Annotated in this window: 11 protein-coding genes; 5 read left to right on the top strand and 6 right to left on the bottom strand. The window is 37.2% G+C overall.

From position 1 onward, the window contains the following. Positions 1-379: 379 nt before the first annotated feature. From EHE21_RS14765 to EHE21_RS14745, 5 genes are read left to right on the top strand one after another with little or no spacing between them, the layout of a single operon-like run. Positions 380-2,047 (top strand): acyl-CoA synthetase FdrA, encoded by a 1,668-nt coding sequence (locus EHE21_RS14765; RefSeq protein ID WP_088494754.1) that lies wholly within the window; start codon positions 380-382, stop codon positions 2,045-2,047. A gap of 12 nt (positions 2,048-2,059) precedes the next feature. Continuing rightward, a complete protein-coding gene (locus EHE21_RS14760) occupies positions 2,060-3,325 on the top strand; it encodes a DUF1116 domain-containing protein (RefSeq protein WP_194951086.1) in 1,266 nt (421 codons plus the stop codon). Between the two features lie 43 nt (positions 3,326-3,368). After that, positions 3,369-4,196 carry a DUF2877 domain-containing protein gene (locus EHE21_RS14755; RefSeq protein WP_194951085.1) on the top strand — a complete coding sequence of 276 codons (828 nt, stop codon included), beginning with the start codon at positions 3,369-3,371 and terminating at the stop codon, positions 4,194-4,196. Between the two features lie 46 nt (positions 4,197-4,242). Beyond that, positions 4,243-5,148 carry a carbamate kinase gene (locus EHE21_RS14750; RefSeq protein WP_088494756.1) on the top strand — a complete coding sequence of 302 codons (906 nt, stop codon included), beginning with the start codon at positions 4,243-4,245 and terminating at the stop codon, positions 5,146-5,148. A gap of 25 nt (positions 5,149-5,173) precedes the next feature. Beyond that, positions 5,174-6,418: an MFS transporter gene (locus EHE21_RS14745; RefSeq protein WP_088494757.1), complete on the top strand. Its 1,245-nt coding sequence runs from the start codon at positions 5,174-5,176 to the stop codon at positions 6,416-6,418. Between the two features lie 58 nt (positions 6,419-6,476). Here EHE21_RS14745 and allS read toward each other — a convergent pair whose 3' ends face one another. From allS to EHE21_RS14715, 6 genes are all read right to left on the bottom strand, one after another. Continuing rightward, positions 6,477-7,391 (bottom strand): HTH-type transcriptional activator AllS, encoded by a 915-nt coding sequence (gene allS / locus EHE21_RS14740; RefSeq protein WP_194951084.1) that lies wholly within the window; start codon positions 7,389-7,391, stop codon positions 6,477-6,479. Between the two features lie 380 nt (positions 7,392-7,771). Next, positions 7,772-8,593 carry a CPBP family intramembrane glutamic endopeptidase gene (locus EHE21_RS14735; RefSeq protein WP_194951083.1) on the bottom strand — a complete coding sequence of 274 codons (822 nt, stop codon included), beginning with the start codon at positions 8,591-8,593 and terminating at the stop codon, positions 7,772-7,774. 329 nt (positions 8,594-8,922) lie between these two features. Continuing rightward, positions 8,923-9,858 (bottom strand): phosphatidate cytidylyltransferase, encoded by a 936-nt coding sequence (locus tag EHE21_RS14730; RefSeq protein WP_088494760.1) that lies wholly within the window; start codon positions 9,856-9,858, stop codon positions 8,923-8,925. After that, entirely contained in the window at positions 9,845-10,567 is a 723-nt protein-coding gene (locus EHE21_RS14725) for a lysophospholipid acyltransferase family protein (RefSeq protein WP_194951082.1), read from the bottom strand. The genes EHE21_RS14730 and EHE21_RS14725 overlap by 14 nt, the downstream gene beginning before the upstream one ends. A 3-nt stretch (positions 10,568-10,570) precedes the next feature. Then, positions 10,571-11,233 (bottom strand): CDP-alcohol phosphatidyltransferase family protein, encoded by a 663-nt coding sequence (locus EHE21_RS14720; RefSeq protein ID WP_194951081.1) that lies wholly within the window; start codon positions 11,231-11,233, stop codon positions 10,571-10,573. A gap of 945 nt (positions 11,234-12,178) precedes the next feature. Further along, a complete protein-coding gene (locus tag EHE21_RS14715) occupies positions 12,179-12,814 on the bottom strand; it encodes a response regulator transcription factor (RefSeq protein ID WP_088494763.1) in 636 nt (211 codons plus the stop codon). Positions 12,815-13,031: the final 217 nt, after the last annotated feature.

The raw sequence follows: 13,031 nt of genomic DNA, 5'->3' as shown, positions 1-13,031 counted from the left end.
TGTTATAAAATTGTAACTTACAAATCATTTCTCTTTGTTTTATTTGAAAATTATAGCTTAATGATTGTTTCTTGTTCGTTAAATTCCCCTCTAGAGTTTTTGATTTTATTCCTAAACCAATAAACTTTTCTCATCATAATTTATTTAATAAATATCGTTCCATTAAATAAAAATTTTTTACAATAAATAAGTGTGACTTCTATCACTCTACATTTTGATATTTCTTCAGTATGTTTATACGCAGAGATTAGAAATTAATAAATCAGACATTTATTTATATTGCTTAATAACTTAAGCAAATAGGCTTCTTATTATCAAAAAAACGAAATGCAAATAGATATGTGCTGTTACATATATTAAATGCGTTAAGGATATCATAATGATCCATGCTTTTATTAAAAAAGGGAGCTTTCAGGATTCAGTAAGCCTGATGATTATTTCCCGAAAATTAAGTGAAGCCCCAGAGGTGGAAGAAATTTCCGTCATGATGGGAACACCAGCGAATAAATCTCTTCTTGATGTCACCGGTTTCTGGCATGACATGTTTAACGAAGCAACACCGAATGACATTTGTGTTTCGATTAAAGCGGAATCAGACGATCCAGCCATTATCGACATGATTTCTACTGCGTTGGAAGAAGCACTTGCAGAAATTGCAAGCGGTCAAAAAGGCGGCAACAAATTAACGACAGTACGTAGCTGGCGTACCGCTAAACAAAAAAGCACTAATGCCAATATGTTGCTCATCTCTATTGCTGGTGAATATGCTGCTGAGCTAGCAGATACTGGTTTAGAAGATGGTTGTAACGTTATGCTGTTCTCTGACAACGTATCTATCGCAGATGAAAAAGCATTAAAAGAAAAAGCAGCGGCGAAAGGTCTGATCGTTATGGGACCTGACTGTGGTACGGCAAATATTGCAGGTGCTCCTCTTGCTTTCGCTAACATTGCACCGAAAGGCTCAATTGGTATTGTTGGCGCATCAGGTACTGGTATTCAAGAAATTACCTCTCAAATCGTTTTACAACGCCAAGGTATTTCTCACTCAATTGGTTTAGGTGGTCGTGATTTAACAGAGCAAATTGGTGGTATCAGTGCAATCACTGCTATCAATATGCTGGCAGCTGATCCTAATACTCGTGTTATTGCTTTTGTTTCTAAGCCACCAGCACCGGCTGTTCGTCAAAAAATCATTGCAGAAATGAAACGCCATAATAAACCGATTGTGGCTCAATTCTTAGGAACAACACCTGAGAAATTCCAAGACGACAATATCTATTTTACTCGTACTTTAGATGAAACCGCACGTATTGCGGCTGAATTAGCGCGTGTTGAAGATATCGCAGCAGAATTACCAAAAGTTGCAGGTAAGAAAATCATTGGTCTTTATGCTGGCGGTACGTTAGCGGCTGAGTGCGCCATGTTGTTATCTGAAAAACTTAATGTTGAAGTCGATAACGAGCATAAACAAGGCACGATGCTAGATGCAGACGGCCACAAAATTATCGATATGGGTGATGACTTCTATACACAGGGTAAACCACACCCAATGATTGACCCATCTACACGTAACAAATTTATCAGTGAGCTAAGCAATAAAACAGAAGCTGGCGTGTTACTGGTTGATTTTGTTATTGGTTATGGTGCAACTCAAGATCCAGCCGGCGCGTTAATCCAGGAAATCAAAAAACTGAATGAGAAACGTGGCGAAGCTAATCCACTGATCACTATCGCAACCATCACTGGTACTGAAGACGATCCACAAAACCGTAGCGAACAGCAAAAACAGCTGAAAGAAGCGGGCATTATTGTGATGGATACGTTGCCAGAAGCCGTTTTATTAGCAAAAGAATTAATCCAGCCACATCCAGCAGAAGCACATGCTGAAGTGTCGCCACTGCTTAACGGGATCTCTGTGATCAACGCAGGATTACGTAGCTTTGCAGACGATCTGCAATCAAGTGGCACCCCTGTTGTTCATTATCAGTGGGCACCTGTCGCAGGTGGCAATAAAAAACTGGCTGAAATATTAAAGAAATTGAAATAAGGAATTGCAGATATGTACTCAACTATCGAACAAGCGAATGAAGCAGTTATCGAACGTATCCGTGAAGCCCGCCCTCACTGGTGTGATGTTAGCTTAGCAAAAGAAGTTGTTCCTGCTTTAGAAACAGGTAAAAGATTACTTCATGCTGGTCCTCCAGTAACTTGGGGCGAAATGAGTGGTCCTGTTCGCGGTGCATGTATCGGCGCTTCTTTATTTGAAGGCTGGGCAGAAACTGAAGAGCAAGCATTAGCTATGTTGGAAGCAGGTGAAATTGAGTTTATTCCTTGCCATAACGTAAATGCAGTAGGCCCAATGGGCGGTATTACTTCTGCTCATATGCCAATGCTGGTTATCAAAAACCACATTCATGGTAACTACGCTTACTGCAACATGAATGAAGGTATTGGTAAAGTGATGCGCTTCGGTGCTTACGGCCCAGATGTGCAAGAGCGTTTACATTGGATGCAAAATAGCTTAGCACCAGTATTAAAAGCAGCGATTGCAACGTTTGAAAACGGTATCGATCTGACTGCAATTATGGGTCAAGCAATTACGATGGGTGATGAATTCCACCAACGTAACATCGCTGCATCTGCACTGTTACTGCGTCAGCTGGCACCAGTATTAGGCACTTTAGATTTCGAAGAAGCTGAAATCACAAAAGTGACTAAATTCCTGAGCATTACAGACCAATTCTTCCTGAACTTAGCAATGGCTTACTGTAAAGCGGCGATGGATGCTGGTGCTCAAATCAAGCAAGGTACTATCGTCACTGTAATGACACGTAATGGTAGCAACTTTGGTATCAAGATCAGCGGAATGGGTGACCAATGGTTTACCGCTCCAGTAAATACACCACAAGGTCTGTTCTTCTCTGGTTTTAGCCAAGCAGACGCAAACCCAGATATCGGTGACAGTGCAATCACTGAAACTTTTGGTATTGGTGGCGCAGCAATGGTTGCGGCTCCTGGTGTAACACGCTTTGTTGGTGCATCTGGTGGTATGGATGCAGCGCGCGAAGTGACTGAAGAAATGGCTGAGATCTACCTTGCTCGTAACATGATGTTGCAAATTCCGACTTGGGATTTCCAAGGTGCATGTTTAGGCTTAGATGCACGTCGCGTTGTTGAAACAGGGATCACTCCACTGATTAATACGGGTATTGCACATAAAGAGCCGGGTGTTGGTCAGATTGGTGCAGGTACTGTACGCGCACCTTTAGGCTGCTTTGAAAAGGCGATAGTTGCTCTTGCTGAAGAGCTAGGTATCGACGCTTAATCTCGTTTTCTAACGACAAAGTAGCAGCAATAAAGGGGGCATTATGCAAATTCAAGCACTTCAAACCAGCCAGCATATCACTGACTTTGAAGGTGAGATTAAATGTGTGGGCATTTATGACCATGCTTTGAATTTCATTTGCCCTCAACAACGCTTAATCACTTTTCATCGTGAAGGAAGAGGATTAAGCCCGATGGGATGGTTACTGAAACAAGATGACTTTGATTATTTTGCAAAACAGTGCCATCCCTCGATGGCGATGAACCTTAAAAATCATCAAGCAACACTCGCAAATAAGCTCACATTGATCGCAGGTCAAAGTGAGAATTTGCGCTTACAAGATAAAGCGGATTTAGATTTGCGTTGGTTAGAAAGTTTTTTTTCTCTGTTATCACCCGCGATTGCAACGGGGTTATATGGATCACTGAAAAATTACCGTCAAATCGCGCAACTCTGTGAAATTAAGTTATTAACTAAGCTGTTTCATAATCAGCTATTAGGCAATGCTGTTAACTGGGCTATTTTTACAGGGAAAGGCCCCGGATTAACACCAAGTTCAGATGATATGCTGGTGGGTATGTTATTTGCACATTATTTAGTCGAGCCAGAAAATAAACTTAATCATTTTTTTAATAACACACCGCCTTTATCTGAATTGACCACTATTGTCAGTAAGCATTATTTGGAATATGCCACACAGGGAATATTTTCTACCTATCTCATTCAACTAGGTAAAAAAATAAAGAATAAAGAGATTATTTTTAAGGATATGTTGGAAATACTCTCTATTGGTCATCATTCCGGCGCGGATACATTACTGGGATTATGGATTGGTTACCAAGCTAAAAAACAACAACAGCATATTTATTAATTTTTTTAATAAAAGAATTTATATAAACATTCGGATACGGATAATTATGAAAACAATTGTTATTGCTTTAGGCGGAAATGCATTATTGCAACGCGGAGAAGTTTTGTCTGCTGAAAATCAATATAAAAATATTGAATTGATGTCAGAGACAATTAATAAATTAGCTAAAGAGTATCGTGTTGTATTAGTACACGGTAATGGGCCTCAAGTTGGATTACTTGCGCTACAAAACCTTGCGTATCAAGATGTTCCTGCATATCCATTGGATATCTTAGTAGCAGAAAGTCAAGGTATGATTGGTTATATGATGATGCAAAAAATTAATCAAAATAACCCTGAACAAGCTATTACAACGGTAATGACTCGAGTTTCAGTGGATATTAATGATGAAGCATTTAATGACCCAAGTAAATTTATTGGCCCTATTTATGATGAAGCTGATAAAGAAGAATTAATTGCTAAGTATCAATGGACATTTAAACAAGACGGTAAACATTATCGCCGTGTTGTTCCATCACCAACACCGAAAAAGATTATTGATATCGAGGCAGTAAGACTTTTATTAGATAAAGGTCATATTGTTATTTGTGGTGGCGGCGGTGGTATTCCAGTCAACAATTCAAATAATGAATTTATTGGTAGTGAAGCTGTTATTGATAAAGATTTAACTGCGGCTTTAATTTCTCGTGAATTAAATGCAGAGCACTTTGTGATTTTAACAGAGGCTGATGCTATTTATAAAAATTGGGGTACACCAGAACAAGCTGCAATTCGTGAAGCAACACCAGAAGAACTTGCACCAATGGCTGTCGCTGATGGCGCAATGGGACCAAAAATTATGGCAGTGAGTGATTTTGTTAATGCAACAGGGCAACAAGCTCATATTGGTGCATTACAAAATATTCAACAAGTTATTGAAGGTCAGTCTGGCACTTTAATTTATAAGTCTTAATAAAAATTCTTTCAGGAGCGTCATTATGAACGATGCACAAGTGAATGAGAAAGGCAAAGTCCCTTATTGGGTCAAACTGACCATTATCTTCTTCTTTGGTTGGATTGCGCTGTATGGTAGCCGTGCCATTGTTGGTCCTTTAATGGTAAATATTGGTGCTGAGTTTGATCTGTCTAAAGCTCAACTTGGCTCCATCATGAGTATTTTCTTTATCGGATATACTGCACTAAATATTCCATCAGGCATGATTGGTGACTATTTAGGTAAGAAAAAAGTATTAGTAACAGGTGTTGTTCTCTTTGGTGGATTTACCATCATTGCGGGTATGATGCCAACTTACGTGACCTTTATGTTTGCATGGGTCATGGTGGGGATATTCCAAGGTTTCTATTATGGCCCTCAGTATGGTTTATCTTCAGAAGCGATACCAAAGCATCGTATTACATTAGGTAGTGCGATTATTAATAGTGGTATGGCATTTGGTCTGTCTATTGGTTATTACATCTCAAGTATTTCTGTTGGTGAGATGGGAATGAGCTGGCGTGCTCCGTTCTATATTATTGGTGTGCCAATCATTATCATTGGTTTAGTGATGTTATGGATCATCAAAGATAAGCCAAAAGGACAACCTGCGACAGAAAATGGCGCTCCAAAACAGAAAGTTAAGCTGACATTTAAAGATTTATTTGGTAATCGCAATATCAACCTTGCGTATGTCACCATCTTTTGTTCAATCTATGGCTTCTTTGTATTAGTAACTTGGTTACCGTACTACTTAGAGACTGAGCGTGGAATTACAGGAACTCAAATTTCAACTATCGCATCATTAATGCCATGGTTTGCTATTCCTGGTTCACTTATTTTTAGCTGGGTTTCAGATAAAATTGGTCGTCGTAAACCTGTATTACTGATCATGTTACCGTTGTCATTAGTCGCTATTCTTGCTGTACCAATGTCAGAATCAATGCCTGTATTAATCGGTGCTCTGATCCTTTACGGTATTGTAGGTAAAATCAGTACAAACCCAGTACTTGTTGCTGTGGTTGCAGATAACTCACCGCGACATGCACTAGGTACATCGTTTGGTGTTTATAACTGTATCGGTATGTTGGGCTCTGTTTTTGCACCAACATTAACAGGTTTCTTATCAGACAAAACAGGTAGCATGGACTCTGGTTTCTACTTTGCCGCTATTCTGATTTGTATCGGTATTGTGGCAAGTCTCTTTATTAAAGAAAGCAACAACAATAATGAAGAAGCTAAAGCGTAGTACGCTATTCAGATAATCACTGAATAAACAGTAAAAGGGCAAACTTCGGTTTGCCTTTTTAATTTAAAGGATCGTAAAACGATTGCACGCTAGGATGATTTTGCTTAAACAACTCCACTAAATAACTTACCACAGCGCCTTTTTTATCTTCACACCATGCTAATGATAGAGGGGAGTTATGACGACGATTTTTCACTTCTTTTGCAATTAGCTGTCCGCTATCAATAAGCGGTTTACATAAACTTAATGGCAAAAATCCTATTCCCACGCCTTTTAAATGGCAGGCTAATTTGGTGTGTAAATCAGGTACACGAATTTCATGCTGACCTGATAAGCGCCATGCAGTGCGTTTAGAAAGATGACGAGAGGTATCTTCGACGTTTACAGCAGAATACATACGCATTTGGTCATCACTTAATATACCACTAACATTGGCTAAAGGATGATTAGGCGCGACAACAAATTGCCATTGAATTTCGCCCATTGCACAAATGTTAATATTATTCTTAAGGGATTCATTACCAGTAACGCCGATAGCAAAATGATAATCTTCGTTAATAAGCGCATCCCAAACACCCATATAGACTTGGCGAGTAATATGAAACTGAGTAGAAGGAAAGCGTTGATGAAGACAAGCCAACATACTGGCAACCGCAGTGCGATCATAGAGTAGATTATTGATGACAATATTCACTTGATGTTCGACACCCGCGTTCATTTGCTGAAGTTCCACAGGCATTGACTCTAACCATACAATCCATTGACGACATTTTTCTAATAGATATTCGCCCGCGGGTGTCAGTGTAACGGTTCTTGTGGTGCGATTAAAAAGTTGTGTACCGATATTTTCTTCTAATGTTTTTATACGGTAACTAATTGCTGCTGATGTTTTATGAAGCACATCGGCTGCTTTGGTAAAACTTTGGCAATCGGCGACCTGTATAAAGGTACGTATCATTTCTTGGTCTAACATATCTTTTGTCCTGGTAATAAGAGAGGCAAAATATCAGCAGATAATGCTGAACTAAAAAAAGCAAACAGAGCAAAGCTTACCTATTTTTTTTGAGGTCTATACCGCAAAGTAAGACAACTTCTTATCGTGTTAATGGATGTTATTATTTTTGGCTTATTGTTGTTCGCCGTATGAAGTTTTGATTATTTATAGATAAGCGATAAAGCATACTAACAAAAAATTTCATCAGATGATGGGCGCAAATAAGAATATCTGTATTCTATTTGTGTGATTGCTTTCACGTTTCACTCATCCTTTTACTGACGAAGTTAAGATATCAGTAAAAGGTGGTGATAGTCAGAATAAAAAGTGGATCATCACTGAGATGCCAAAAATAGAGATCACGCTATTTTAAATGGATAGGTAAAAAAGAGCAGGTGAGTCAGATTAAGTGCAAAGTGAAAAGCGGTTGAAACCCAAAGCCGACCACTCCACATCCATGCTAATCCATAAATAATACCCGCCAGTGAAGCAAATATAATTAACAGTAATCCGCCTGCAAAATGCGCTAATCCAAAGATAATGGCTGCTATTAATAGCGCAACATAAGGGGGAAGATAACGTGATAATGTTTGTTGAATAACACCTCTAAATAAGGCTTCTTCAGCAAGTGATACAAAAAAGAGGTTAGCGAGAATAAAGGCAGGTAACCATGATGGTAAATGTAATTCAATCGCCAATCCTCCCAGCTTTACAGCGATCAATAATAGTGCAGGAATGGCAATAATTAGCATTGCCCACTGTAATTTATTTGCTTTTTTTAATGGATCGCAGACAAAAAGTGTAGGAATAAAAATCAGAAGAATAAAAGGTAATAATGCTTTATCGGCATTGAAATAAAAAGAAAAAGGGGCGCTTTTCATCCCTATAATGGCATGTGAAAGGTAACGTAAATTGTTAAAACCAGGAATAAGGTGAAAAGTTAATCCACTGGCAATAATAACAAGTGCGAGAATGATGATTGCTCTAAGTAGAGGCTGTTTTTTATAGCGAGAATAGGCGAACGCGAGTAAGAGAATGCTAAAAATAACTGGCAAGGTTTGCCATGTAATAACACCTGTTATAAATGCGCTAAGCGCTGTAAATATCAATGTAATAAACGCAAGCGTGCGATTGAAACCCAGAAATAATAAAGAAAAAGCAAGAAATAGCCAAGTGATCATAATTGTAAAGGATCTAAAATAAAAAGGAGCGCTAGGGTAAAAGATAGCAGCCTTCTAGGCTATCATTATAAATAAAAAAGTAGAGAAATCAGACCTGTTTACTCGCTGTATTTTTATTTAATATTTTGATTTATATATAGAATATATAATATTGATTTTTAATCTAAAATTAAAACAAATGTTTAATTTATATAATGATAGTCAATTTGTGATATTAAATTAGTGAGTTATTAGCATGAGTAAACAGAGAATATAAAAATGCCGATGGTTTAATATCGGCATTTGAGTCTACATTGGGCTAGTTTTATTTTTGATTAAACAAAGGAAAACTAAACGTAAAAATAGCGAATAACATGGAAGAATATAGGTGCTGCAAAGCAGAGCGAATCCATTCTATCCATCATGCCACCATGACCTTCGATCATCGTACCAAAATCTTTTACGCCACTGTCTCGTTTGATTGCAGACATACATAAACCACCCGCAAAACCTGCCAATGTAATGACTAAAGAGAGTAAAAATGCCGCCCACCATGAGAACGGTGTTGCCCACCATAACATCATGCCAATAAGGCTGGCGGAGATAATTCCACCAAAAAAACCTTCCACTGTTTTATTTGGACTTAATTTAGGCACGATAGGATGTTTGCCAAATAATTTACCAAACACATATTGAAGTACGTCAGAAACTTGCACCACTATCATTAAGAAGAGCAGTAAATTGATATTACGGCCTTCAAAACCTTCTATTGGTAACATTAAAAGTGCAGGCGCATAACTTAGGCAATAAATTGCTATCATCACGCTCCATTGTACTTTTGCCATACGTTCTAAGAAGTGGCGAGTGTCACCTGAAAGTGCCATACGTGTTGGTATTAATAAGAAGGCGTAAACCGGGATAAACACCGCCATTAAGTTATACCATTGCACGCCAACAAGAATGTATTGGATAGGTAATATAACGAAGAAGCACCAAAAGAGCGCTTCATGGTCGCCACGATGTGTGGGCGTTAAGGTGATCAGTTCGCGTAATGCAAGCCATGAGATAATGGTAAATAGGACGACAGAGCCAATTGCTCCAATTCCTATGGCAACACCTGCGATAATACACATTACCCACCACGCGTTGATCCTTGAATTAAGATTAGTGATAGTGGATGTAGGGCCTTTTACGGCAGCTAAAATAGCACCAATAATGCTGGCGACAATTAAGAAAGAGAAGAGCCCGATAAAGATCCATAGGACTTCATTATTAATACGTTCCATTGTGTAGCTCCTCTAACGCACTTTTTGCTCTTACCAGAAACTCTTGTTTACTTTCATTTTCATGAGTGGAGCCAATAGGAGCACCAAAAATCGCACTGCAAATAACAGGAACAACTAAGCGAGAACCTTTAGGGAGGACTCGATTTAAGTTTTCCAGATAAATAGGGACTAATTGCACATTCGGATTTTTACGAGAAAGATGCCAAAGACCCGCTTTAAAGTCTTGAATAGATTCGCCGTTACCTCGAGTACCCTCAGGAAAGATAATTAAAGAATCACCTCGGTCTAAAATTTCTTGCATCAGAGCAAGTGCGTTGACTTTATTTGGTGTCGATGATGCTGAGTCATTAGCCGGTTGTTCTACGATCTCTTCACAAGAATTTTCTTCTTGTGGAAAATTCATTTTGGCAGCATGACGAGGAATAAGGATAGCTCTAAAGATGCGACGAGATAAATAACGGCGTAAGCGGTTTTTATTCCAATAATCTTCAGCGGCAACCGGATGAACATAAGGGCGAATATTGGGCGAAAGACAAGACCAAATAACTAAGCCATCAAGATGACTAGAGTGGTTAGCGTAATAAATACAAGGTGTATCTTTCGCAATAGGAGAGGTTTGTTTAGCGCGAATACCCGTTAAGAATCGACAAATAGAGACTAAAACGGATGATACCACTTTTGCATCTAAAGCAAGTTTTCCATTTTTCATTAATCAGACACCTTGTGCTAAATCCCGTAAAATTCGACGGGTTCTGAAAATTGTGGTCAGCGTTGAACCTAAAATAATAATCCATAATGAAATAAAAAAGAGCCATATTCCCCAAAGACTCGGAATAAATGCAGCAATAACAGAAACAGTAGTTAATAGCGCCATTCGGTGTTGTTTTGCCATAGGACCTGTAAATTGTTGGTCTAATCCACAAGCACCACCTAATACGCGAACATAAGCGGTCATTACCGCAAAAAAAGCGCCCACCCAGCTCAACGTAATTGCCGTAGAAAAGTCAGAGGAGAGTCCATAACCGACACCTAGAATAATTAAAGTATCGGCAATTCTGTCAGGTAATTCATTATAGACAGCACCTACTGGGCTTTTCATGCCGCCTTCGACGGCAACCATACCATCTAATAAATTACAAATTAGGCGACCTTGGATCATGATAGCTCCAAGTATCAATAAAATTGAGCGTAATAATCCAGATGTGTAAAAGAGAGCACAAAAGAGTGATAAGCCTGCAAGTAATGCAAATACGACACTAAACACAGAAATACCATTAGGGGGTGCCCCTTTTTGTTGTAAGTAGCGACTGCACTTTGTAGCCCAGTTTGTTTGCCTTGCTTTTATAGGACGACGGTTTTTATCTTGAGCGTTCATTTTTCTTTGTAAAAGGCGAGTTAGGAAGGTATAGCATAAGGGTATTTGTACAAAGTGAGAATAAGAATAAACGTATAAGTTTATCTTATATTTTTTTTATGCCGATTAATTCCATTTTGTTATGCTCATATTAAGACTATAAATCAATCAGTAATAATCATTTGTTTTTCTAGGTGTTAATACTTATTCAAATCTAGTGCATTATACTTACATGATAAGATCATTTAATGATGCTCTTTATTTGAGTATTATTAAGTAGAAATGGTAAATAATGTATTACGTTAATTAAACTATAAAGAGAATAAATTTCTTAAGTAAAAGGGAGTATAAAGGGAAATACTTATTATTATTTCTTATTTTACTGTTTAAATAATCGCAATTAAAACACTTCGATTAGAATATTCTTATAAGTAATTTTTTGTTTAAAATGAAAATCAAAACGCATAAACAGTCTTTAAATGGGCATAAAAAAAAGAGACAGGAATTCCTTTTGTATTATTTTTTAATCATTAATAATTTTCTTCGTAAAATAAGAATAAAGAAAATGAGAAACTAAAAATGAGAATACTCATCTTTATAATAAGTAAAAAATGATTTATATCAAATGAAGAGCTTCATTTATTCTTATATTGCTATTGTTAATAAAAAACAATCATAATAGTTATTAATAATAGCGATTATGAAAATAATATATACAAGTGTTTTAAATTGAAATTAAACGAACACTAATGAAAGGGTGGCATCAAAATAAGTTGCCGCCCTTTCTATCGTAGAATGGTGTTTAACGTATTAATTATTCCCATATTAGGTGTAATTCATCCAAAATAGAATATTTTTAGAAGTACAGCTTTCTCTCATTAATAAAATATAATGAAAATAAAACAGGTCATATCGTTATATCGCTAGATAATACAACCCATTGATAAATAGAAATCACATTGTAAATCAACTTGCTCTTAAGTCATATTTCTTAAAGAAATCATATTCTTGAACTAATTGTGGTAGTGATCTTATTTTCAATTTTGTATACATATTTGAACGATGTACTTCAACGGTACGAGGCGATAGAGAAAGTTTTTCTGCCGCTTCTTTGCTCGTATTCCCCTCAAGGATCATCTCCATAACCTCTTTTTCTCTATTAGATAACTTACCAAATTTATCTTTTAGAGATATATATGTTCGGAATTGCTCAACTTCACTTTCATAATGTAGGAAAGATTCCGAGACAATATTAAGAAGTTCATTCACATTTAGAGGGCGAGTTAAATATTCAAAAGCCCCTGATTTAAATGCGCTACGACAACTCTCAATGGAACTATCCCCAGAAATAATAATAACAGGGATGATGTTTCTCAATTTATTGAGTTCTTTAATCAGTGCAATTGATGGCGCTGCACTGCTTTTTGTATTAATTATGATGCACTCTTTATGAGCTCCTTTTGTCGATGAAAAATAGTATTTCAAGAAAGCCTGTTCATTTGAATAGGTTTTCACATTCGCCGCTAAAGAAGAAAGAACGGCTTTAAGTTGAACTTTTGTACTGTCATCTTCAAAAGTGATTAAGTGGATTATTGATTCCATATGTTGCTCCTGGTTTTACTCTGCTCTTTCACTAAAAGTGAATGAGTAACGAAATTTGACTAATTTATAAGTTTTTTATGTAGGGTGACATTCACGCAACGGAGCCATATTCAGAATATATCAAATTAAAAATGATTAATACTTCTGTATTATATTATAGATAAAATATCAGAACTTTGTTTTGTTTCAATATTTGTATTTTATAGATAAGAATAAT

Origin of the sequence: Proteus sp. GOKU (assembly GCF_015475555.1) — a bacterium.
Lineage (GTDB): Bacteria > Pseudomonadota > Gammaproteobacteria > Enterobacterales > Enterobacteriaceae > Proteus > Proteus mirabilis_B.
The sequence above is the reverse complement of the archived record's forward strand: the minus strand, read 5'-3'. Positions and strand labels throughout refer to the sequence as shown.

What these genes read in the sequence shown, in the direction of transcription:
- EHE21_RS14765 (WP_088494754.1), top strand. Translation starts at nt 380, where the DNA reads ATGATCCATGCTTTTATTAAAAAAGGGAGCTTTCAGGATTCAGTAAGC.
- EHE21_RS14760 (WP_194951086.1), top strand. Translation starts at nt 2,060, where the DNA reads ATGTACTCAACTATCGAACAAGCGAATGAAGCAGTTATCGAACGTATC.
- EHE21_RS14755 (WP_194951085.1), top strand. Translation starts at nt 3,369, where the DNA reads ATGCAAATTCAAGCACTTCAAACCAGCCAGCATATCACTGACTTTGAA.
- EHE21_RS14750 (WP_088494756.1), top strand. Translation starts at nt 4,243, where the DNA reads ATGAAAACAATTGTTATTGCTTTAGGCGGAAATGCATTATTGCAACGC.
- EHE21_RS14745 (WP_088494757.1), top strand. Translation starts at nt 5,174, where the DNA reads ATGAACGATGCACAAGTGAATGAGAAAGGCAAAGTCCCTTATTGGGTC.
- allS (WP_194951084.1), bottom strand. Translation starts at nt 7,391, where the DNA reads ATGTTAGACCAAGAAATGATACGTACCTTTATACAGGTCGCCGATTGC.
- EHE21_RS14735 (WP_194951083.1), bottom strand. Translation starts at nt 8,593, where the DNA reads ATGATCACTTGGCTATTTCTTGCTTTTTCTTTATTATTTCTGGGTTTC.
- EHE21_RS14730 (WP_088494760.1), bottom strand. Translation starts at nt 9,858, where the DNA reads ATGGAACGTATTAATAATGAAGTCCTATGGATCTTTATCGGGCTCTTC.
- EHE21_RS14725 (WP_194951082.1), bottom strand. Translation starts at nt 10,567, where the DNA reads ATGAAAAATGGAAAACTTGCTTTAGATGCAAAAGTGGTATCATCCGTT.
- EHE21_RS14720 (WP_194951081.1), bottom strand. Translation starts at nt 11,233, where the DNA reads ATGAACGCTCAAGATAAAAACCGTCGTCCTATAAAAGCAAGGCAAACA.
- EHE21_RS14715 (WP_088494763.1), bottom strand. Translation starts at nt 12,814, where the DNA reads ATGGAATCAATAATCCACTTAATCACTTTTGAAGATGACAGTACAAAA.